19 protein-coding genes and 1 other annotated feature (1 of these 20 only partly in view) are annotated in these 23,415 nt (G+C 51.0%); all 19 genes read right to left on the bottom strand.

The features are described from left to right. Positions 1–199: 199 nt before the first annotated feature. The 19 genes from CK797_RS07205 to CK797_RS07115 all read right to left on the bottom strand — a co-directional run bounded on the left by CK797_RS07205 (position 200) and on the right by CK797_RS07115 (position 23,042). Entirely contained in the window at positions 200–1,573 is a 1,374-nt protein-coding gene (locus CK797_RS07205) for a DEAD/DEAH box helicase (RefSeq protein ID WP_104689084.1), read from the bottom strand. Positions 1,574–1,591: 18 nt separating this feature from the next. Then, positions 1,592–2,548, bottom strand: coding sequence for a DHH family phosphoesterase (locus CK797_RS07200; RefSeq protein ID WP_104689083.1), 957 nt, complete (start codon positions 2,546–2,548; stop codon positions 1,592–1,594). A gap of 140 nt (positions 2,549–2,688) precedes the next feature. Continuing rightward, positions 2,689–3,594 (bottom strand): phosphogluconate dehydrogenase (NAD(+)-dependent, decarboxylating), encoded by a 906-nt coding sequence (gnd, locus tag CK797_RS07195; RefSeq protein WP_104689082.1) that lies wholly within the window; start codon positions 3,592–3,594, stop codon positions 2,689–2,691. A gap of 154 nt (positions 3,595–3,748) precedes the next feature. Further along, a complete protein-coding gene (gene yajC, locus CK797_RS07190; protein ID WP_104689081.1) occupies positions 3,749–4,222 on the bottom strand; it encodes a preprotein translocase subunit YajC in 474 nt (157 codons plus the stop codon). 64 nt (positions 4,223–4,286) lie between these two features. Next, the gene (locus CK797_RS07185) at positions 4,287–5,357 is read right to left on the bottom strand and encodes a tRNA-guanine transglycosylase (RefSeq protein ID WP_104689080.1); all 1,071 of its coding nucleotides are present in this window, start codon (positions 5,355–5,357) and stop codon (positions 4,287–4,289) included. Positions 5,358–5,368: 11 nt separating this feature from the next. Beyond that, the gene (gene ruvB / locus CK797_RS07180) at positions 5,369–6,382 is read right to left on the bottom strand and encodes a Holliday junction branch migration DNA helicase RuvB (RefSeq protein ID WP_104689079.1); all 1,014 of its coding nucleotides are present in this window, start codon (positions 6,380–6,382) and stop codon (positions 5,369–5,371) included. A gap of 15 nt (positions 6,383–6,397) precedes the next feature. Beyond that, complete coding sequence (gene ruvA / locus CK797_RS07175) at positions 6,398–6,991, bottom strand: Holliday junction branch migration protein RuvA (protein ID WP_104689078.1); 594 nt, start codon at positions 6,989–6,991, stop codon at positions 6,398–6,400. Positions 6,992–7,010: 19 nt separating this feature from the next. Beyond that, the gene (gene mutL / locus CK797_RS07170; protein ID WP_104689114.1) at positions 7,011–9,032 is read right to left on the bottom strand and encodes a DNA mismatch repair endonuclease MutL; all 2,022 of its coding nucleotides are present in this window, start codon (positions 9,030–9,032) and stop codon (positions 7,011–7,013) included. Between the two features lie 10 nt (positions 9,033–9,042). Then, entirely contained in the window at positions 9,043–11,697 is a 2,655-nt protein-coding gene (gene mutS, locus CK797_RS07165; RefSeq protein WP_104689077.1) for a DNA mismatch repair protein MutS, read from the bottom strand. 418 nt (positions 11,698–12,115) lie between these two features. After that, on the bottom strand, positions 12,116–13,669 hold the full coding sequence (rny, locus tag CK797_RS07160) for a ribonuclease Y (RefSeq protein ID WP_104689076.1): 1,554 nt from the start codon (positions 13,667–13,669) through the stop codon (positions 12,116–12,118). Between the two features lie 185 nt (positions 13,670–13,854). Further along, entirely contained in the window at positions 13,855–14,928 is a 1,074-nt protein-coding gene (gene recA / locus CK797_RS07155; RefSeq protein WP_104689075.1) for a recombinase RecA, read from the bottom strand. 90 nt (positions 14,929–15,018) lie between these two features. Further along, positions 15,019–16,266: a competence/damage-inducible protein A gene (locus CK797_RS07150; protein WP_104689074.1), complete on the bottom strand. Its 1,248-nt coding sequence runs from the start codon at positions 16,264–16,266 to the stop codon at positions 15,019–15,021. Between the two features lie 91 nt (positions 16,267–16,357). After that, a complete protein-coding gene (gene pgsA / locus CK797_RS07145; RefSeq protein WP_104689073.1) occupies positions 16,358–16,942 on the bottom strand; it encodes a CDP-diacylglycerol--glycerol-3-phosphate 3-phosphatidyltransferase in 585 nt (194 codons plus the stop codon). A 15-nt stretch (positions 16,943–16,957) separates the two neighbouring features. Further along, positions 16,958–18,007, bottom strand: a complete 1,050-nt coding sequence (locus tag CK797_RS07140) for a helix-turn-helix domain-containing protein (protein WP_104689072.1) — start codon at positions 18,005–18,007, stop codon at positions 16,958–16,960. An 84-nt stretch (positions 18,008–18,091) separates the two neighbouring features. Further along, a complete protein-coding gene (yfmH, locus tag CK797_RS07135) occupies positions 18,092–19,390 on the bottom strand; it encodes an EF-P 5-aminopentanol modification-associated protein YfmH (protein WP_104689071.1) in 1,299 nt (432 codons plus the stop codon). Positions 19,391–19,394: 4 nt separating this feature from the next. Continuing rightward, positions 19,395–20,645 carry an EF-P 5-aminopentanol modification-associated protein YfmF gene (yfmF, locus tag CK797_RS07130; protein ID WP_104689070.1) on the bottom strand — a complete coding sequence of 417 codons (1,251 nt, stop codon included), beginning with the start codon at positions 20,643–20,645 and terminating at the stop codon, positions 19,395–19,397. 194 nt (positions 20,646–20,839) lie between these two features. Continuing rightward, positions 20,840–21,688, bottom strand: a complete 849-nt coding sequence (locus CK797_RS07125; protein ID WP_104689069.1) for an amino acid ABC transporter substrate-binding protein — start codon at positions 21,686–21,688, stop codon at positions 20,840–20,842. A gap of 17 nt (positions 21,689–21,705) precedes the next feature. Beyond that, positions 21,706–22,383 (bottom strand): amino acid ABC transporter ATP-binding protein, encoded by a 678-nt coding sequence (locus CK797_RS07120; protein ID WP_104689068.1) that lies wholly within the window; start codon positions 22,381–22,383, stop codon positions 21,706–21,708. Between the two features lie 17 nt (positions 22,384–22,400). Further along, positions 22,401–23,042 (bottom strand): amino acid ABC transporter permease, encoded by a 642-nt coding sequence (locus CK797_RS07115; protein ID WP_104689067.1) that lies wholly within the window; start codon positions 23,040–23,042, stop codon positions 22,401–22,403. Positions 23,043–23,108: 66 nt separating this feature from the next. Next, positions 23,109–23,415: a binding site (T-box leader), on the bottom strand (it continues 39 nt past the right edge of the window).

Genomic DNA, 23,415 nt, shown 5'->3' with positions numbered 1-23,415 from the left:
CGGTACCACTCTGCTTGCAACGATGGATTTCGTTTACCTCTTATTTCTCGACATTGGCCGAGTTGAATATCAAATTTTATGAATGGGGAGCACCCGCCAGGTATTCATCGGTCGTCACAGCAACCCAACCGTTTCTGAAAATCGTACCTGGCCGGCATGTCCCAAACGAGTCATATTATAGCGAACTTGTCCGCCAAAATCAACGGGCATTCCGTTCCCGACGGTGCTGCCGCTGGCGTTGCCGCTTGGCTTTACGAATCTTGTGACGAAGCTCGAGTCGGTGCTTTTCCTGTTCGTCCTCTCTGATGGCCCGTTTGATCCGTTTCTTATAGCCCGGCTTAACCCGCTTCTTGGTCTTTTTAACAAAGCCCTTCATGGATGGATCCAGTTCGGCCCGCTTGCGACGGTAATTCTTCCGCCGATTCCGGTCATGAGTTGTAACCAGCCGACCATTGCGTAGTACCTTGGGAACAAACTTGATCCCCCGTTCTTCCAACTTAGCAATCAGGTCATCTTCAGCCGGAGCGTAAAGGGTAATCGCTGTCCCAGTCATCCCGTTGCGGCCTGTCCGGCCAACGCGATGGATGAAGTATTCCAGGTCAGTCGGAATATCATCATTGATCACCAGGGAAACCCCGTCGATATCAATCCCCCGAGCAGCCAGGTCAGTGGCTACTACATACTGGTAATCCAGATTTCGTACTTGCCGCATCGTCCGCTTTCGTCGACGTGCTTCCAGTCCACCGTGAATCATGGCAACTTTAAGCCCTTGCTCTTCCAAATAGTGAGTCAACTCTTCGACCCGCTCTTTGGTATTAGCGAAAACGAGCGCCAGGTAAGGTTCACCCATCGTCAGAAGACGGTAAATCAACTGATTCTTATCCTGACCCTTGGTCGACATCAGCCAATTTTGCACGTCGGGGTTGATGACCGCCTGCGTCGGAATCTCCTCAACCTCGGGATTAGCCATATACTTTTTTAAAAATGGCCGCAGCTTCTTTGGGATCGTTGCTGAGAAGACCATCATCTGAAGATCCGCTGGGAAGTTACTGGCGATCTGGTCAACTTGCTCTAAGAAGCCCATGTCGAGGGTCATATCAGCCTCATCAACAACAAACATTGTTGCCGTATGGATATCTAGGGCCTGACTCTTGATCAGATCAAGCACCCGTCCCGGGGTTCCGATAACCAGTTGCGGCTGCTTACGGGCCAGCTGATCAAGCTGATGCTGCTTATCGGTACCACCAACGTAGTTATGAATCGTTAGTGCTTGTGGGGCAAACTTATTCAGCTGCTTGGCGGCACTATAGATCTGGTAGGCTAGTTCCCGGCTTGGGGTGGTAATGACTGCCTGCACCGCTTGAACATCAGGATTAATCCGGGCAAAGAGCGGCAATAGAAAGGCATGAGTCTTCCCACTTCCGGTTGCTGACTGGCCAACAACACTCTGCCCCTTCAGAATGTCCGGGATAACCCGTTCTTGAATCGGCGTCGGTTGGTAAAAGTTGATCGCCTGCACCGCCTTGATTAAGTACGGTGGCAGCTTGAAGTTCTTAAACTTATTTTCGGTCATTTAGTCAGTTCCTCTCCGTTATTTCGTTGCGTAATCGGTCGTCAGCTGATCTAGCTCAGCGATCACCTGTTTGATCTCATCCTGATCCTGGGCCTTGGCCCCGCTGGCCAGGGCGTGCCCCCCACCATTGTGTTTCTTAGCCAGTCCATTGATGGATGGCCCCTTGGAGCGTAGCCGGATCCGATAGTGCCCTTCCTCCTGCTCAACAAAGATCGCCCAGGCAGTCACATCCTTGATCCGCCCTGGCAGGGAGACCACTGCAGAGGTCCCAGCCTCACTCAATCCAAACTTGGTCAGCAGATCATTGGTCAGCACGACGTAGGCCGCCCCGTGGTCCAGGATGGTCAAGTGTTCGTAAACGTAGGCCGACAGACGTGCCAGGGGCAGGGTAATCTCATTCTCCCGCTGGCTGATAGCAGCTGCATCTGCCCCGGCCGCCATCAGAGCCCCAGCAACCAGCATTGTCCGTGGGGTCGTCGCTGGATAAAGGAAGCGACCAGTATCACCAATAATTCCAGCGTAAAGAGCGCTAGCGGCATTCCTTGGCAATTTCAGCTCCTTGGCAAAGTGCTGGTAGAAGGCGTAGATCATCTCCGAACAGCTGGATGCATCCGGTTCGACCCACATCAGGTCACCGAAGGGCTCGTCATTTGGATGGTGATCAATCTTGATCAGCTCGTCCCCGTTATTGAAGCGTCGGTCGTCAATTCGCGGTGCGTTAGCGGTGTCAGTAACGATTACTAGAGCATCGTCAAAGGTTTCATTATCGATCTCGTCCATCGTTCCAATCCAGTCGAATCCTGGAATATGTTTACCGACCACATAAATCTGCTTATAAGGGAAGGAGGCCTTCAAGATCTCTGCTAACCCTACCTGGGAGCCGATGGCATCCGGGTCGGGACGCTGATGCCGGTGGATGATAATTTTATTGTATTTCTTGATTTGTGCAAAAATTGCTGCTAATTGATCAGCCATGATTATTTACCCTCTTATCCAAAATTGTTCTAATAATTAAGTATACCAGTAATCGTCAAGCGGGCCAATTTTAAAAAATAAATACCTCCCGCTAATTGGCGAGAGGTATTTATTAAAGAAACTAATAGAAAATCATTAGTTTACTTGGCAGCGTCCATTGCGTGGCCACCAAAACCGTTCCGCAATGCAGAAACAACCTTTCCATCGAAGGAGTCGTCTTGCATTGAACGGAACCGCTGACTTAATGCTTCGTAGATGACTGGTGTTGGTATTTGCTTGTCCATTGCGTCCATCAGGGTCCAGTGAGCTTCACCAGAACTGTGCATCCGACCGGCAATCTTATCCAGGTGTGGGTCCTTTTCAAAGGCTTCTTGAGCCAGTTCCATCAGCCAGGAACGGATAACAGAACCATGGTTCCACATCTTGGAAACGGCTGCATTGTCGTAGTCGAAGTCAGAAGCTTCCAGAATTTCGAAACCTTCACCAATGGCTTCCATCATTCCGTATTCAATGGCATTGTGAACCATCTTAAGGTAGTGACCAGAGCCAGCCTTACCGGTGTAAAGGTAACCATCCTTCTTAGCAATACCGTCGAATAATGGAGCAAGACGTTCGTTGAAGATGTCCTCGTCATCCCCACCGATCATGAAATTACCGTCTTTAAGAGCACCCTTCCAACCACCGGAAGAACCGCAGTCGAAGTAGTGAATACCCTTTTCGGTGAACATACGGTTATGACGTACGGAGTCCTTCCAGAAAGTGTTTCCACCATCGATAACCGTATCGTCAGCATCGAGCAGGTCTGCTAGTTGGTCCATCGTAGAATCAGTTGGCTTGCCGGCTGGAACCATGACCCAAACGGTCCGTGGCTGGTTAAGCTTCTTAACCATTTCTTCCAGGGTGTAGGCAGGCTCGGCACCATAAGAAGCAGCTTCTTCAACTAACTTCTTGTCAAGGTCAAAGGCAACCACTTGGTTGTCATTGCGCAACATGTTTTGGCAAAGGTGGATACCCATCTTACCTAAACCAATCAATCCGATTTGCATTAGAATTTCCCTCCTGTATTTACAGTCTCACTAAGGAAATGCAGCCCTCAGCAAGGGATAAAGACGCGTAAACGTCGTGTCTGAGAAAACGGGCGGTAAGCGCATTTAATCAAACTTCCGTTAAAAGTTTCCCACTTTTTACAGGATTAGTCAATTACTTTTCCTGATCGGCAGCCTGGTCGCTAGCGGAGTCGGCCGCGGAATCATCCGTGGCTGCTTTATCTGCTGCTGAAGCCTTCTCGTCAGCAGTCGGTTGGTCGCTGGTGTCAGCCGCTGGTGCAGCTGAAGCTGGTTGATCGGCGGTATTTTCCTTACTGCTATCGGTCTTAACAACCCTGGCAATGGCTACCATATCAAAGGTAAGGTAAATTCCTTCACAGTCTAAGGTTACCGTCCGGTCAGTTTCGTTGATCGAATCGATCTTACCGTGCAGCCGACCGATGGTGACAACCTCATCCCCAGGATGCAGGTTACTCATCATATCTTGGTGTTGCTTACGTTGTTTCTGTTGTGGCCGAATCATGAAGAAGTACATCAGAGCAATCATCAACAGGATTAGGATGATTCCGGAGTAACTACTTGCTCCCGCACTAGCGGCACCTAAAATTCCAAAAGTTAAACTATTCACAGTAATATCCATCCCTTCAAAAATACTCACCAATAACTGTAACAAACTTTATTATAAAAAGCCACTATTGGTCATGCTGTTCAGCAAATTTACGCAGGTCGTCTGATACCTGTTTTCTCGCAATCATCGACCGCACATGTGCAACTAATTGATTGACGGCGAAGAGGTTATGGAGGAGCAGATAACGCTCCCCGACCGGTTGACCGGTAATCAAGAAGTGGTGAATTGTCGCCCGAGAAACTCCAGCGCGACAGGTTGGACAACTACACCGCTCCGCTAGTGGGTGACCGTCATCAGCAAAACGCTCCCGATCAAGGTGGAGCCGCTCCAGGCCAACCAGGGCGTTTCCCATCGCGGCTTCACGACCAGCTAAATCACTATCGATCATGTCAACCCCACCTAACAGCATGGCGACCAACTGATGAAAGTCGCCGGTCGTCGGCAGGTAGCGCAGCTTAGCAGGCTCCAGCATGTCTATCAACTCGCTGAGCAAGCGAACTTGCTCAGCGGTTGGCACATCCGGACCAACCCCCAGAATACTATAGCCGGTCACGGTTGCCGGAACAGCAGCCTGGCTGGCTTGGCGAACCCTTTTCAAACCTCCCCCGACCACCGGAGCCAGGTCACCAGCTAGTGCCGGTTGGGCGGTCAGCCACCCGGCTGTTTGCTCAGCAGCCACATTGAGGTCGTCGACTGGTGCAAAGTAGTCATCATCCCGAGCAAAACCCTGACTGATGTCGGTCCCGAGTTCCTTCTGCATAGTCAAGGCCGCCTCGGGGGTGTAAAACTTCAGCTGGCCGCTATTAGGGTCATGGAAACTGACTCCATCCTGTTTACGACCACGGGGTTTAGCCCATTGATAAGCCCGCTCAGCCCCAGAAGATGTCACCAGAATCCCGGGCCAGCCGAGCAAATCGTGTAGGTCCCCGGACTGACTATCACACCAGTAATCGATAGCATCCTGCTTGATGGCCTGAACCCCGCACGCCTTCAGCTCTGTCGGAGTCAGGATAGTCAGGGCACTCCCCGTCTGGACGATTGCCGGGGTCGTCAACTGACGGCCGTTAACCGTCACCGTACCGACCCGCATATTCCGGTATTGCTGTTTGATCTGAAAGGTTAACTTCTTACTCATCGTCTCTTCCTTCATTTATCCGTTGGATAGCTGATTCCCAGGTGCCGGTAAGCATCTGGCGTAACCACCCGCCCCCGTGGTGTTCGGCTGATAAAGCCAATCTGCAGCAGGTAGGGTTCATACATTTCCTCAATCGTGTTGGTTTCTTCGCCGATGTTGGCGGCGATCGTCTTCAGGCCGACTGGGCCACCATGGTAGTAGTTGATCATTGTCAATAGCATTTTACGATCAATCTCATCGAGCCCCTGACGGTCTACCTGGAGCAGGTCAAGGGCCTTGCTGACAGTAGCAGAGTCAATGCTGGGCTTCCCCGCTACCTGAGCAAAGTCGCGAACTCGCTTGAGCAGACGGTTGGCGATTCGAGGAGTCCCTCGGGATCGCAGTGCTAACTCATGAGCCCCCTCATCCTCGATCTGGGTTTCAAAGATCTTAGCCGAACGAAAGATGATTTGTTTGAGTTCATCCTGGTTGTAATAGTTCATATGCTCGACAATACCAAAGCGATCCCGTAGTGGGGCAGATAACATTCCGGCTCGGGTAGTGGCCCCAATCAGGGTAAAGGGTGGCAAGGGGAAATGAACCGGGTGGGCGGTTGGCCCCTCCCCGACCACAATATCAATGTAGTAATCCTCCATCGCCGAATAGAGCATCTCTTCGACTACCTTGGGCAGGCGGTGAATCTCGTCGATGAAAAGGACATCGCCAGGCTTAAGCTCATTAAGCATAGCCACCAGGTCACCAGGCTTCTCGATCGCTGGCCCACTGGTGGTCTTGATATTAACCCCCATCTCGTGGGCAATCACCATTGCCAGGGTTGTCTTTCCCAGGCCCGGGGGGCCATACAACAGGACATGGTCTAACGCTTCCTCACGCGCCTGTGCTGCCTGAATATAAACACTCAGTTCATGTTTAATTTTATCCTGACCGATATAGTCACGCAGACGTTGTGGACGCAATGTCATCTCAATCTGTTCCTCCGCGTCGTTTTGGGAATGATCGGACATCAGTCCATGATCCTCAGCCATCTAATCGCCTCCTAACTAGTTAATCAGGGCTAACGCCTGACTCAGGTACTCTTGGGTCGTATTAGCGTCCACCTTTAATAATTGCTTCTTGATCCGTTTGATGTCCCGCTCCTTATAGCCTAGGGCAGACAAAGCGGATAAGGCATCTTGCAGGGCCGGATTATCCGCCTCCACTGGGACTGCCGGGGAAAACAGGGCGGTACTTGTCATACCGGCCACCTTATCCTTGAGGTCCAGAACAATTTGGGAGGCCGTCTTCTTGCCAATCCCAGGGAATTTGGTCAAGTAGCCAACGTTATCGTTGGCAATCGCGTCAATCAATCCCTGGTGGTCAGGATTGGCCAGAATTGCCAAGGCACTTTTCGGCCCGATTCCGGAAACGTTAATCAGCTGTAAAAAGAGCTGTTTCTCGGCCCGGTCAATGAAACCAAACAGTGTGATGGCGTCGTCACGTACTGCTTGGTAAACGTAGATTCGGACCTTTTTCTCTGCATCTTCCTGAAAGCGGTAGGGATTTGCCACAAATAACTGGTAGCCGACCCCACCGACTTCTAGGACAACATACTGGGGAGTCACGCTAGTAACCAACCCCGTCAAATATTCATACATTGATTCAACCTACTTTTCGTTAAAATTCGTGATCGTCAAACTCGTCAGCAAATGGAGTGTGACTGTCCTGGATCCGTTTAAACATCTTCTCCAGGTCCTGATCATTGAAGTGGACTGTCACCGGCCGCCCATGGGGACAGTTGAAAGGATTTTCACACTGTGGCAGGCGGTGCAGGAGAGCCTTAGCCTCACGATCATCAAGGTGGTGATTAGCCTTGATCGCCCGCTTGCAACTCATCATGATTGCTGTCTTCATTCGAAACTCCCGGACGGTGATCTTGCCATTCTTAAGTAGCCACTCAATCATCTCCCGAGCAGTGTCCTCCTCTTGCCCCTCCTTAAACCAGGTTGGGTGAGAGCGGAGAATGAAACTGTTCTGCCCAAATGGTTCCAGGTTCAGCCCTACTCCGGCCAGGGTATCGCGGTGCTGATTGATGGTCATCGCATCAACTGTCGAGTAGTTCAGTACCAGTGGCACCAGAAAGGCCTGTTGGGCACCGCTGACCTGACCAACCTCCTTGCGGTAACGTTCGTAGTTGATCCGCTCCTGAGCAGCGTGCTGATCGACGATGTAGAGTCCGTCCCCGGCCTGGGCCAGGAGAAAGGTCCCCTGGAGCTGGCCAATGTATTGGAGATCCGGGAAACGCTGTTTAGCCTCATCGCTCTTATCGTGGACGTCAAGCTCTAGATTCTGGGCCGAGTGCACTGACTGGCTTGAGGCTAGAGTATCATCCATGGGATAGCCAAATGGCTGGGCATCCCCCTCCGTTCGGTAACGTTGATCGAAGGCTTGCATTGCCGGACCTTCCAATTCAGCAACGTGATGGATAACCACCGGTGCTGCCACCTGACTGTCGTCAGCATCAGCATTGGCTGGTCCGGCACTTGGACTGGTAGCCGACTGAGCACTCTGCGGTGCTGCTTCATCCGGCTGGAAGTGTGTCGCCCCACCGACCTGGTAGTGACTGGCGGCCTCATTCAGACGTTGGTCAAGGGCAGCAATGTCGTCGGCGCTTGGTCCCAATGTGGCCGGACCAACATCGGGAATCAGGTTTTCACCGGCAAGTCGTTGCCGAATCGTTCTGGCAATGAGCTTGGTAAGCTGATCTTCCTTACTCAGTCGGACCTCCCGCTTAGCCGGATGAACATTCACATCAACCAGAACCGGATCGAGTTCGACATTAACAACCGCAATCGGGTAACGACCAACCATCAACTTGGATTCATAGCCCTGAATAATCGCCTTAGTCAGTTCGAAGTTACGGATATAACGGTGATTGATCGTAATCGTGATGTACTGGCGTGATGCCCGGGTCAACTCAGGCAACGAGACAAAGCCAGTGACCGCAAAATCATCGTCTTGGCCAGCAATTGATAGCATTTTACGCCCAGCCTTGATTCCATAGATGGCAGCAATAACCTGTTGGAGATTATCATTACCGGCCGAACGGAAGATTTCCTTATCGTTGTGGGTAAAGCTGAAGGCAACAGCTGGGTTAGCTAAGGCCAATCGATTAATAATATCTGTGATTCTGGTCAGTTCTGTCTGGGGCGATTTGAGATACTTCAGACGGGCCGGAGTATTGAAAAAGAGGTCAGTGACCCGGACATCGGTCCCTTGCCGGGCAGCGGCGGGTTTCTTATCTAGGGTCTCGCCACCCCGGATGTGAATCTGGGTACCGGCGTCCTGGCCAGCCTGAGCGGTCACCATCCTGACATCAGCAACAGAGGCAATGCTGGGTAGGGCCTCACCCCGAAAGCCCATTGTCTGCACTTTAAAAAGGTCCTTGCGACTAGCAATCTTGCTAGTTGCGTGCCGTTGGAAGGCCAATTGCACGTCATCATTGGCGATCCCCTCACCATCATCGATTACACGGATGCTGTCAAGTCCCGAGTTTTCCACGATGATGTCAACCCGTCGGCTATGAGCATCTAAGGCATTTTCAACCAGTTCCTTAACAATTGAGGCCGGCCGCTCAATCACCTCCCCGGCAGCAATCTGGTCGGCCAAGACCGTGTCTAGCTCGTGAATCTTTCCCACACTATTCACCTCACTTCAGTTTTTCCTGCCATTGATAAATCTGATTCATTACTTCCATCGGTGTCATCCCCATCAGGTTGAGCTCCTTGAGCTGGTGGAGGATCTTATCCCCCTTATTGGACCGGCGCTTCGGCGGGACTGGGGTAAACAGCTCCATCTGCCCATTGGCGTCAACCGCCGGGCTATTACTGGTAGGAACACTTGGCGTCCCGGTTGTTTCCTTTACCCGGTCCGCCGACGTGGCTGATTTATAGACCGCCGTATTTGCTTTAGTTGGAGTTGGCAGGGTGGTTGCCTTCTTCTCCAGCTTCTGGAGAATCTGGTCAGCCCGTTTCAGCAGAGTATCCGGCATCCCCGCCAATTTAGCAACATGGATCCCGTAGGATTTGTCCGCTGGACCGGCACTAACCTTATGGAGGAAGACCAGTTCGCCATTCTTCTCAGTAGCTCCCACATGGACGTTCTTTAACCGGGATAGGGTGTTCTCCAGAGCCGTCAATTCGTGATAGTGGGTTGAAAAGAGGGTCTTGGCCCGGACATGCTGGTGAACATACTCGATAATCGCCTGAGCCAGGGCCATCCCGTCGTAGGTCGCGGTCCCCCGCCCGATTTCATCGAAGAGAATCAGGCTATGGTCAGTTGCATGAACGAGGGCATTGTTGGCCTCCATCATCTCAACCATGAAGGTACTCTCCCCGGAGATTAAGTCATCAGCCGCCCCAATCCTGGTGAAGATCTGGTCAAAAATCGGTAACTCAGCCGACTTGGCTGGTACAAAGCACCCCATCTGCGCCATCACCGCTGTCAGGGCCAGCTGACGCATATATGTACTCTTTCCGGACATGTTAGGCCCGGTGATCAGTAGGATATCAGTCTGATCATCCATCATAACATCGTTGGGAACGTATTCCTGGTGACCCATAAACTTCTCGACAACCGGATGACGGCCATCCTTGATCTTTAGGGTATGGCCGGTATTCATCCGTGGCCGGACGAAGTGATAATCTTCGCTAACCACCGCAAAGCTCTGCAGGACGTCCAACTCGGATAAGGCCTGGGCCAGCCGTTGCAGCCGTTTAATCTCCTTCTTGACTCGTTCACGAATATCAACAAAGAGGTCATATTCTAAGGCCGTAGACTTCTCCTGAGCCCCCATAATCAGGGCCTCCTTCTCCTTCAATTCCGGAGTCGAGAAACGCTCGGCATTAACTAAGGTTTGCTTGCGTTCATAACGATCCTGGGGAATCTTGCTCAGGTTGACCTTGGTGACCTCAATGTAATAGCCGAAGACGTGATTATAACCAATCTTTAGGTTATTGATCCCAGTGACTTCACGCTCGTGAGCTTGAAGGTCGGCGATCCAGCGTTTCCCGTTATTCATCGCGTCCCGATACTGGTCAAGCTGCTTGTTATAACCTGGCTTAATCAGCCCGCCATCGGTAACGGCAATCGGCGGGTCATCAACGATGGCGGAATCGATCAGGCTAGCCACGTCGCTCAATGGGTCAAGACGTTTCTCCAGGGATTCGAAGACCGGTGAATCAAGGGTCTCCAGGACATACTTGATCTTGGGAACCTGCTGAAGAGAGGTCTTCAGCTGGATCAAATCACGCCCGTTGACGCTCCCGTAGGCCACACGACCGGCAAGGCGCTCCAGGTCATAAACCTTGATCAACTCCTGCTGGAGATTGCTACGTTCGAAGTAATGGTCGAGGAGCTCTTGAACCTTATCCTGACGCGCACTGATTTGGTCCGGATCAATTAGGGGCCGGTCCAACCAGCGCTTCAGTAGACGACTCCCCATCGCCGTCTTCGTCTCGTCCAGCAGCCATGATAGGGTCCCCTGACGCTTGCCACTCCGCATGTTGGTCATTAGCTCCAAGTTGGTCTTAGAATAGTGATCAATCTTCATAAAGGCACTCGGCTGGTAAGCTACGGCCCGCTGCATGTGGGCCAGAGAACGCTTCTGAGTTGTCAACAGGTAGGACACCAGCAATGCCACCACATGCTGCTGATCGTCAGAAGCCAGGTCCTGAGTTAGGTAGCTCACCTCAGCGTTCTTGAGGATCTTCGGCTGGTGGGACTGGAGAATGTTGCGTTTAGTCAGCTGGTTAGTCAGTGCGTCCGGCAAGTGGTCATCGACGACCGTCTCCTTGCTGCGCAGGTTGACCAGTTCGTTGACAATCGCACTGACGCTATCGAGAGTGGTAGTTTTCAGTTCACCAGTCGAGAGGTCGGTGTAAGCGAGGTTAAACTTCCCCTGCGCCACACTGATCGCCGTCAAATAGTTATTCTGACGGGCAGCATCGCCGGTCATGTCCATCTGGGTTCCCGGCGTGACCAAACGGGTAACTGCCCGCTTGACCATCCCCTTAGCCTTCTTTGGGTCCTCCATCTGTTCACAAATAGCGACCTTGTAGCCCTTATCAATCAAGATGTCAACGTAGTTTTTCACTGCCCGGTGAGGCACCCCACACATTGGAATTGGGTTCTTCGCACTATGGTTACGGGTCGTCAGGGTCAGCTCCAACAGCTGGGCCCCCTTCACCGCATCATCATTAAAGAGCTCATAGAAGTCTCCCAACCGGTAGAACAGGAAGGCGTCCGGATACTGGTCCTTTACCTTTTGATATTGTTCCATCATTGGTGTCAGTTTTTTTGTCAAATGTCTCACCTCATCAAATATTCACTAATTAAATAATACGGTAGCTCTTTATTTGTTCATGTTTTTTTACATAGTTCAATTATATTTTCTGACCCCATTCGGTGCAAATGAACTACACACCGCTTAAAGGCAGTGGTTTCCAGGAAAGCAAAGTAGGATTAAGATCTTACACGTGTATTTACGCTACCTAATTTGCAAAACTCCACTCCCTTAGTATGATTAGTCCCTAACCAACAGCCGTGATGAACACTACACTTTGGACATGTCCATTCACGAATTTCTAACGTTTTTTTGCCACTATATATTAATTATATCAAGAATGGGCGCTCATCCCACGACTAAAGTCACGGACTTTCTGCCCAACATCATCAGTAAACACTGCTAAACAAAAAAGAACTGGGGCCTCCCCCAATTCTTCTCACTTAGCATAGTCAACCGCGCGTACTTCCCGAATTACCGTCACCTTAATGTGCCCCGGATACTCAAGCTGCTGTTCAACTTGCCGCTTGATATCATGGGCCAAAGTAGTGGCTTGCAAGTCCGAAATCTTCTTCGGCTTGACGATTACCCGCAGTTCACGACCTGCCTGAATTGCGTAACTATGGTCAACACCATCGTAATTATTTGCTATGCTTTCCAGCTTCTTGAGGCGCTGGATGTACTGCTCAAGCGATTCACTCCGAGCACCAGGCCGAGCACCGGAAATGGCATCCGCCGCCTGAACCAGAACCGCAATGATTGAGGTTGGGGCAACATCGCCGTGGTGGGAGGCAATCGTATTGATAACCACCTTATTTTCCTTGTACTTGCGCGCCAGTTCTACTCCTAATTCAACGTGAGAGCCATCAACCTCGTGGTCAACTGCCTTCCCGATATCATGAAGTAAACCAGCTCGTTTGGCGAGAGTAACATCCTCACCCAGTTCAGCTGCCATAATGCCGGCCAGCTTGGCCACCTCAATCGAGTGGTTGAGGACGTTTTGCCCATAGCTGGTCCGATACTTCATCCGACCGACCGTCTTGATCAGATCCGGATGCATGGCATGGATTCCGAGGTCAAAGAGAGCCTGTTCCCCAGTTTCACGGAGTTGGGCATCCATCTCCTTGCGAGCCTTCTCAACAGCCTCCTCAATCCGGGCTGGGTGAATCCGACCATCCTGGATTAATTTTTCCAAGGCGATCTTAGCAATTTCCCGCCGGACAGGATCAAAGCCACTCAATACTACCGCTTCAGGAGTGTCATCGATAATAAGATCAATCCCAGTCAGGGTCTCCAAAGTACGAATATTACGACCCTCACGGCCAATGATCCGACCCTTCATGTCGTCATTTGGCAGGTTAACCACCGAAACCGTCGCCTCAGAAACTACATCAGCTGCACTGCGCTGGATCGCTTCAACGATTAGTTTCTTGGCATTCCGATCGGCCGTCAGCTCGGCCTCTTGTTCACTATCCCGAATCATTACTTCACGCTCGGTCTTTAACCGATCTTTCATTTCACTTAATAATTGCTTTTTAGCATCCTCATGAGACATCTCGGCAATTCTTTCTAATTCTTGTTGCCGTTGTTCCACCAATGCCGTAGCCTTTTTTTGTGATTGCTGAAGTTGTTCCGTTCGCTGATCAAGCTTGTGTTCACGTGCCCCAACCGTGTTCTCCCGTTTCTCAAGAGCATCATCCTTACGGTCAAGGGATGTTTCGCGTTGCAAAAGCCGGTCTTCCTGACGCTGAATCTCATTGCGCCGCTGTTTGAGTTCATCCTCAACACTTTCGCGATAGCGGTGACTGTCCTCCTTAGCCTCCAGGATAGCCTCCTTTTTCGCCGTCGCCGCCTTTTTCTTTGCATCCGCGATAATTCCAGCAGCATTTTGTTGAGCTTCCGCAATCTTTTTTTCATAGGAAAGCTTGCGAACTGCATAGCCGATAATAATCCCGACAACCATAGCAAGCGCGGCGAAAATTAATACGTTCATCATTTCACCTCCGCTTCAACTATTCTGTTGTTGGTTAATTAAATTAATTTCACCGTGTCATGTCAAAACATCACACAAATTAAATTCTAAGCTTGCCCAAGATAGGTGTCAACCACTGAATGCATTCGGACCTAAAAAAGAAAGGACTGGCACGTGCCAATCCCGTCTAAAATTATAAAGCAAATTTACTTCTTGCTTGCTTCTTCAATTGTATCCTGCTTTTGTTCACCTGGCTGACCTTCACCGTCGGCATTCTTGGTATCCTCCAGTGGGGCCATTCCATAGGCAACTCGAACCTTGTTCATCAACTCAGCCATCTGATCAGGGTGTTCGGCCAGCCACTTTTTAGCATTTTCACGTCCCTGACCAATCCGTTCACTGCCATATGAATACCAGGCCCCACTCTTGTTGACCAGGTCCTTTTCAACCGCCATGTCCAGCAATTCCCCTGTCTTGGAGATTCCTTCGCCATACATGATGTCGACTTCACAACGCTTGAACGGTGGCGCTACCTTGTTTTTAACGATCTTAACCTTGGCCCGATTACCAATGACATCGGTGCCATTTTTGATCTGCTCGGCCCGTCGGATCTCCATCCGAATCGTGGAATAGAACTTCAAGGCCCGGCCACCCGTTGTTGTCTCAGGATTACCAAACATCACGCCAACCTTTTCACGGATCTGGTTAATAAAGATGGCGATAGTCTTGGTTTTGTTAATCTCTCCTGAGAGCTTTCGCAGGGCCTGTGACATCAGCCGTGCTTGCAGTCCAACATGGGCGTCACCCATCTCACCTTCAATTTCAGCCCGAGGAACCAGGGCAGCCACGGAATCAACCACGACTAGGTCGACGGCTCCGCTGGAAATCAAGGCATCAGCAATTTCCAGCCCCTCTTCACCGGTATCTGGCTGGGAGAGGAGGAGGTTGTCAACATCAACCCCGAGGGCCTCGGCATACTGCGGATCCAGGGCGTTTTCAGCGTCGATGTAAGCCGCCGTGCCGCCCTGCCGTTGAACCTCTGCCACGGCATGCAGGGCCACCGTCGTCTTACCAGAACTTTCGGGACCGTAGATTTCCACAATCCGGCCACGTGGGTAGCCGCCAACCCCAAGTGCCTTATCAATCGCCAATGAGCCACTGGAAACCGTTGCGATCTTCATGTCGGCAGCGTCCCCCATCCGCATGATAGAGCCCTTACCGAAATTCTTTTCGATCTTTCTGATGGCAACATCTAGTGCTGCCTTTCGCTGATCAGCCAAATCAAAATTCCTCCTTTGCATCGAAATGTCCGATAACTAATGATACCAGTTTTACATAAAAAAACAAGAAAAATGCGAACAGTGGTTCCCCTATTTTTGAAGGGCCCGGTAGAGCATCTGCAGTCCCGCCTGGACACTCTGTCGGCGAACCGCTTGACGGCCACGATAAGCGCCGAGGTGGAGGAGCCGGGTCGTCGTTGGCTGACCGGTAATCGCCAAGCCAACCCAGACGGTACCAGCTGGCTGCCCCTCGAGATCGTCAGGTCCGGCCACCCCAGTAAACCCGAGTCCGACCTGAACGCCAAGCTTATTCCGACTCTTCTCAGCCATTTGGGCGGCCGTTTGAGCGCTAACTACCCCGTGTTTAGCAATAATCCGGGGATCGATCCCCAGTAGCTGCTCCTTGGCCCGAGCCGCATAGGTAACCAGACCCCCGTCAAAGACATTGGAGGCACCAGGTACCGAGCAGATTGTACTCTGGAACATCCCGCCAGTCAGACTCTCTGCAGCCGTCACTCGCCAGCCGCGTTCCCGTAACTGGCCGACCACTACCTTGGCTAACTGACAATCATCACCAATCCCAAAGAAAAATGGAGCCTCTTCATTGATAATTGTCTTCTGAGCAGCATCCAGCAGACGATCAGCGACAGCTTGCGGCTGATTGCGCACGGTCATCCGCACCTGAATGGCATCCGGCTGAACGTAGGAGGTAATCGTCACCCCAGCTAGGTCAGCAGTTACAGCAGCAATCTCGTCCATCAGCTGTGATTCCGGCCGACCAAAGAAGTTTAAGGTGCGACTGGTGATCTGAACTCGTTGCCCCACGAGTTTGGTTAGACGCGGCATAACCTCTTCGGTAAGCATCGGGACAAATTCACGGGGTGGACCCGGCAAAACTACCAACCGGTGGCCGTCCCGCTCGTACCAACTCCCCAGTGCCAGCCCCACGGCGTTAGGAAGTGGCTGGCCACCAGACAAGAACTTGGCCTGTTGGATATTCTCCGGCATCATCTGCTTATGGCGTTGAGCAAAGGTCTCTTGAATCCATTGCCAGTGATTCTGATCGAGGGTCAGGCTTGTTCCCAGGACCTTGGCCACGGCTGCCAAGGTCACATCATCGGCGGTTGGCCCCAGACCGCCACAGACAAAGACCAGCGGTGACCGCTGCCAGGCCGCCTGAATTGAATCGACCATCAAGGTCTGCCGATCTGGAATCGCCAGTTGGCGGTCGGCGGTGATCCCCAGTGTCGCCAGCTGACGAGCAAGAAACGGCGCGTTGGTATTTACAATCTGGCCGAGCACAATCTCGGTACCAACGGATATAATCTCAGCATCCATTTTACTTATCCACCCCTATATAGTTAATACGTAAATTATAACTTGCCAGTTCAAAAAAGCTGGGAGAAGAACTCACCAGCTTGATTATTTTTTATTTGAAACCATCGGCAAAGACACCCCGGCCTTGGATGAAGTAGTCCACTCCGGAGTACACCGTGAAGAACAGGCAGATGTAGAGCATGATCTGACCAAACGGAATCCCCCAGATAGCAAAGATGACATTGTTCAGCAATAGGAAGATAATTGCGATGAACTGGGTCGTCGTCTTGATCTTGCCAGGCATTTTGGCCGCCAACACAATTCCGCTCTGTTCAACCAACAGGAGGCGAAGACCGGTTACAGCCAGCTCACGCCAAATGATGATAGCGGTGACCCAGGCCGGCACTATCTGACTACCAGTCAGGACGATAAAGGCCGTCATGACCAGAAGTTTATCAGCCAGCGGATCGGTAAACTTACCAAAGTTGGTCACCAGATGGTCGCGCCGGGCGATCCGACCATCGAGGTTATCGGTAATCGTCGCCGCAATAAAGAGAATTGCTGCAATTAGCTGGGCAACTGGAATTGTGGCGCCCCAGAAAGTCACGCTGCCCCATGACAGTGGAACCACCATCAGTATCAAGAAAAAGGGAATGATAATCAACCGCACAACGGTTAACTTATTAGGTAAATTCAAAGTCTACTCCTCCAATTATCGTGTCTGCGTATTTGTCTGCTGCCGGTTATTGGCATTTGAGGTTGCCGTTGTGGACTGACGGTTGGCATCATTGTTAGTCGTTTGCTGGCTAGCAGCACTACTGCTGGTCGTCGTCCGCTGACCGTTAGTACTCGTTGCGCTGCTGGACGAAGCCATTGAGCTGCTGCCCTGTTGGCTGCCGAAGTTAATCGTTACCGTCCGGGTGTTTTGGTAACGGCCATTATCAGTGAAGTCGATGGTCCGGTTGCCAATTTTCAACTTGGTGGACCGAGCATTGCCGACCGTGATGACCAGGCTAGTGGTATCCTTAGCTACCTTGACTTTAGCCTTATCGTTGGCATTCAGAGTCTGGTTCAATAGGGTATTGTTATTAGCCCGTACCTGCATCCAAGCCCGGTCGGTCGGGTTGATCTGTAACGTTGTGTCAGCCTTCAGTTGTTCGGCCGTGTAGGTAACACTAGTCTCATTTCGACTGGCCTGCGTGAGCTTAAGTGCGGTCGAAGCTGGCTTCTTAGTCACCTTCTTGCTGGATGAAGAGGCCTTCTTTCGACTCTCACCCGAAACGGAAACGGAGCTGTTGTCGATCCGCGTTGAGGAGTCCCGATGGCTCCGGGCAATTGCAGTAAACCAGATAGCCGCCAAGACTAAGATGATCACCACGGTGATGATGATCGTTGGCATATACTTTCGTGTCTTATTGACCTGGTTGCCGATGGTCTTGTGCTGACTGGCCCGTGACTCCACTGCCTGGGCAATATGGTCGGAGTACTCGGCCGTTTTAGCCTTGGGCAGGTCATCCTCGTACTCCTTGAGCAGGTCCTCCCCGTTCAAACCGACAGTGTCGGCATACTGCTTGACGAAGGCCCGGACGTAGAAGTCGCCAGGAAGCTCATCAAACTTTTCGTCCTCGATTGCAATCAGGTACCTCTTTTGGATCTTAGTGATCTGTTGGAGGTCGTCAAGCGTATATCCCTTGGCCTGACGGGCTGCCTGCAGCTTCTTACCGATCTCAATATGCTTTTGTTCGCTATTGTTTTCACTCATTAGCCTATCTCCATTTTATTTTTTCACTTATCCTTGGACATTATATCATGTTCTCTTAAGAACAGAAGTTAAGAAAAGGGAACATTACTGGTGATGTGGAACTACCTGGTAAACCGAGATTCCCTGTGGAGTGATAAACTCCGCCGCTACCTGATAAAGGTCGTCCAGAGTGATGGTCTTCAAGGCCTGAATTTCATCCATCAGGTTGGCACAATCAAATAGACGGCCAGCATAGCGATTGGCGATTGCCTCTGGAGTATCCAGCAAGCCAATCAAACGGCCAAGCTCGGCCCGTTTGATTCCAGCAAACCGGGTCCGGGCAGCATCAATCTGCTTATCAGCACTTTCCAAAATAGCTACAACCTCGTCGGCGAAGCGTTCCATCTGGTCGGTGTTTGAACTGAAGTAGGCAAAGTGAAAGCCCCGTTGCATCTCAAAATTGTACCCAAAGGAGTCGTCAAGAACCTCATTGTTATAGAGACGCAGGTAGTTATCAGACGTATCATCGAATAGGACGTCCAAAAGTAGGTCCACGGCTAGTTTGTAGCGCAACCGTTCACGGCCGTCATTAAACTGCTTGATCCCGCGCAGCCCGACCATCACCTTTGGCCGGGCAATATTCATCGTCAGCGATCGAAATGGGATAACGTCGTGGGCGGTCGGGTCATTCAACTCAAACAAACGCCGTGGAGCCTCGGTCGGTGAAAATTCCTTAGCCCCCTGGTTCTCCTCGATCCATTCCAGGGTTTGCTGAGGATCCAGGTTACCGACGATGAAAAGGTTCATGTTAGCCGGCTGATAGAAAGTTCGGTAACTCTGCATTAAGATTGCCGGGGTGATCTGTCCAATCGACTCCACCGTCCCGGCAATATCTATCCTCATTGGATCATGTGGATAGAGGTTCCCAATCAGTCCCAGATAGAGGCGCCAGTCGGCATCATCGTCATACATCTTGATCTCCTGACCAATGATCCCCTGCTCTTTTTGTACCGTCTGGGCAGTGAAGTAGGGATCCTGTACGAAGTTGAGCAGGACGTCCAAGTTTTCATGAAGGTAACTGGTCGTAGCAAAGAGGTAGCTGGTCTGGGTAAAGCTGGTATAGGCGTTAGAGTCCGCACCCAGTTTGCCAAAGAGGTCAAAGGCATCGTGATCGGCCTTCTCAAACATCTTATGTTCAAGAAAGTGGGCCACCCCATCGGGCACTCGAACCGGTTCTTGCTCGTGATACGGGATGAAGTGGTTATCAATTGAGCCGAAGTCCGTCGAGAAAGTTGCGTAGGTCTTCTGGAAACCCGGCATCGGCAGAAGCTGAACGAGGAGTCCATTGGCTAGTCGCTGTCGGTATATAGTCCGGTTGAATTCTTGATACGTTTGTCTATCCATCTGTTTATTTCTCACCACTCAATAAGTAAATCGCCTGCATTTTCACCATCTGGGCCACCCGAGAGACATCTTCGGGAGTCACCGCATTAATCTTCGCTGCAACCGCGGTTGCCGGTGGCAGATTAAGCAAGGCCCGCAGGAGCTCACGACCTAGAATATTGTTTGCCAAATCATGACTAGCCCGGTATTGGTTAATCAGGCTATCCTGAACCTCAACCAGTTGCTCGGTCGTGAACTTTCCCACACTGAGATCAGCCAGCTGCTGGGCAATTAGATCCTCCACCCGCTGAGCATCGGCGGACTGGATTCCCGTCTGAACCCCTAAAAAGCCAGTGAATGGTAAAAGACGGCTCGTCGCATAGTAAGCTAGACTAGCCTTCTCCCGAACATTGGTAAAAAGCTTAGAATATGGCGTACCGCCAAAAAGGCCGTTAAAGACCAACCCAGCGTAATAGTTGCGGTCGTGATAGTAAACCGGCAGCTGGTAGCCCAGGTTAAGCTTTGCCTGAACAACGGGCTGGTGTTCCACCCGTTGCTGAACAGCTGGGAAGAGCGGTTGTTGGTAGTAAGGACGCATCGATGGAATCTCCCGGTCAGCAAACGGCAACAAACCAATCTCATCCCTAACCATATTTGGATCGACGTCGCCAAGCACAAAGATATCAACCCGGTCATGCGTAATCATATCCCGGTATACCGGAACGAGGTTCTGTGCCGTCAGGTCGGTGAGGTCAGCCACCCGGCCGAAACTAGGGACCCGCATAACGGTATCCGATGGGTAGTAGAGTTTCATCAGTTGCCGGTTAGCGTAGAACTGCTTGTCATCGTACATAGCAGTGATGGTCTGCTCCAGGTTATGGGCCTGGATTCGAAAGGTCGGGCCATCGAACTCATTATCATCAATCAGGGGATGAAAGAGGATCTCATTGATCAAGTCAATCACCTGAGCAAAGAGGTTAGTACCGGCGATCTGGTCGTTGACGAAACTGGCTCGTAAGCGTACCGTATGTAAGCGGCCAACCCGACCAACTCCCATACCAACATAAGCCCCATAAAGCTTGGCCAGTTGCCGGGCCAAGGCTGTTTGAGTCGGGTAACGATGGGTACTGGTCTCAAGAAGGTTGGCCAGAAGGTTGCGAGCCGTTGCGTTATCACGTGTCTGGGGCGTGGTAAAAGTGATCAGAACATGTGTCATCTTAAATTGCTTGGTGGGGATAACGTGGAGAGCCACGCCACTGGCAAGATCAAAGTGCACTATCGATGTTCTCCTTTCCATTAGGATAAGCGTCAATAAAATGGAATAACGCTCATCATTTTTGCCGAATTAGTCATACTGGTTAATGATACGTTAAACCGTCTTAAATTACAAACTGATCCCCAAATTTTGGGACAAATTGACACAGAAAAGCTGGTGATTTTTCATTCCACCAGCTTTACATGCATTAAATATCAGTTGTTATCGGGGCCCAGGAAGGTGCTATCCGTCCCAAACCACTTTTCATTAATCGCTTTTAACTGGCCATCACGTTGCAGGCGACCAAGCCCATCATTGATCTTAGTCCGTAATGTCTTGTCGCCCTTACGCATACCAACCGCAAAGTATTCTACCGGGAACTGTTTATTGACCTCGACCCGGTAGGCACCCGGATCCTTCTGGTGCTTGACATAGTAGTTGGCGTAGACCTCGTCCATCAGGATCCCCTGAATCCGTCCGGCGTTCAAGTCGATAAAGGCGTTGGGGAAGGTATCATACATAACCGGGGTCTTACCCTTAATTTTATTTTTCAATAACTTAGGGTGTTCGTTTAAGACCGTATCTCCGGTTGAGCCGGTCTGTACGCCGAGGGTCTTGCCCCGCATGTCGTTGAGGTTATTGATGTGGTCACGCTTCAAGGTTACCAGGACCTGCCGGTTGGCAAGGTAATAACGAGAGAAAGCGACCTTTTTGCGGCGGCTGGCGTTGACAGAGTAACCATTCCAGAGGAGGTCAATTGTCCCGTTTTTCAGCTCAGTCTCCTTCATCGACCAATCGATCGGCTGGAAGTCCGCCTTGATCCCGTACTGCTTGAAGACAGCCCGGGCTAAATCAACATCATAGCCGACCAGTTTCCCGTTCTTCTGCCGGAAGCCCATCGGTACGAAACTATCATCGAGGCCGATGATAACTTTCTTGCGACGCTCAATCCGAGACCAAGTATCCTGGTGGTTGGCTCGCGTCGTGACACTTTCACAGCCAGTCAGGCACAAGGTGGGAATTAGCAGCAGTAATAATAGCCAAATTGCTTTGAACTTTTTCATATGCTTCCCCTTCCCTTCTATGACTGTTTCTTATCAACGTCTTGAATCTGATTGAAGGACTTATCGAGGGCTCTGACCTTCAAAATATCATCGGCGATCTCGTTAGCAAAGTCAACATCGTGGGTAACCACCAGTTGAGTCATCCCGTCTTTTTTGAGTCCCATAATGATTTTAGCAACTTCTTTGCGCATCTCGGGGTCCAAAGCGGAGGTAGGTTCATCATAGCAAAGAATCTTCGGGCTCATCGCCAGGGCACGTGCGATAGCCACCCGCTGCTTTTGTCCACCGGATAACTGCCACGGGTAGAGGTCACCCTTGGTGTTCAGCCCCAGTTCTTCAAGCAAGTCCTGGGCATCTTTGACAGCCGCTTGTTTAGACTTCTTCAAAACCAGGGTCGGTGCCAGAGTGATATTCTCCATCACGGACAGGTTGGGAAAGAGATTATAGTCCTGGAAGACAACCCCGATCACCCGGTCGGATTCCGCCGTTCCCTGAGGGTCAAAGGGCTTGCCATCAATCAGAAATTCACCCTTATCAGCCGTTTCTAACCCCGTGATGCAACGCAGCAGGGTCGTCTTTCCGGCCCCAGATGGACCAACGATGCTGAGGATTTCGCCATCCTTAACCGTTAAGTTAACGTTATCTAAGATGACCCGGTCACCGAAACTCTTGTATAAATTCTTAACTTCTAACATTGGCAATTCCTCCTACATTACTTGAAGTACGAATAACGCTGTTCAACCTTCCGCAGAACCAAGGTGCAGATTCCCACTAAAATCAGGTAGATTACAGCGACCAGGAGCAGCGGTACCAGGGTGACATCCCGGGCAGTGGCAACGTTACCGGCCCGCAGCAGGTCGCCCAGACCAATGACGTAAACCAAGGATGAATCCTTAACCAGGTTGATGACCTCGTTCCCAATGGACGGAATAACGATTTTGACCACTTGAGGAATCACTATCTTACGCAGGGTCTGCCAATAGCTCAACCGTAGAACTCGGGCTGCCTCAAACTGCCCTTCGTCGATGGCCTGAAAGCCACCGCGGAAGATCTCAGCAAAGTAGGCCGCATAGTTAAGGATGAAGGCCACTAAGGCGGCATCGTAACGTTGGAAGACGATCCCAATAATCGGCAGGCCGTAGAAGACAAAGATCAGCTGTAGCAGCAACGGTGTCCCCCGCATCAACCAAACATAGATCTCAAGAACCCATTGCAGAGGCCGAATCTTAGAGATTAACCCTAGGCTGACCAGGATCCCCAGTGGCAGCGAACAAACCAGGGTCCAGAAGAAAATCTGGAGGGTTAGTCCCGCCCCTTGTAATAATGATGGCAAAATCTCAGTAACGTATTGCATATCAAATCCTCCTTCATCTTCAAGCGCCAAACGACAGTAAACAAAAAATCCCCTAGGACCTAAATCCTAGAGGACGAATCAATCGTGGTACCACCCCATGTTCGTGACCGCCTCACAGCTGCCACCTCGGTAAGTTCAATTTTATAACCGTTAAACAAAAAACGTCCTCGAGCCAAATGGCTACGAGGGCGTTTCCGCGGTTCCACCTCATCTTGTTGACCCCTCACGAGTATCAACCTTAGCGAGTTCAAAATTAAACTCCGTGCTATAACGGGCTTCCCCGGGTTCCCCTACTGTCGCTTCAGGAAACCAACTCACAGATGTGATTCAGGCATCTTAGAAGGTCCCTTCCCATCTAACGGGACTCGCTTGA

This window comes from Limosilactobacillus pontis, assembly GCF_002940945.1.
Classification (GTDB): domain Bacteria; phylum Bacillota; class Bacilli; order Lactobacillales; family Lactobacillaceae; genus Limosilactobacillus; species Limosilactobacillus pontis_A.
This window is presented reverse-complemented; position numbering and strand designations above follow the sequence as displayed.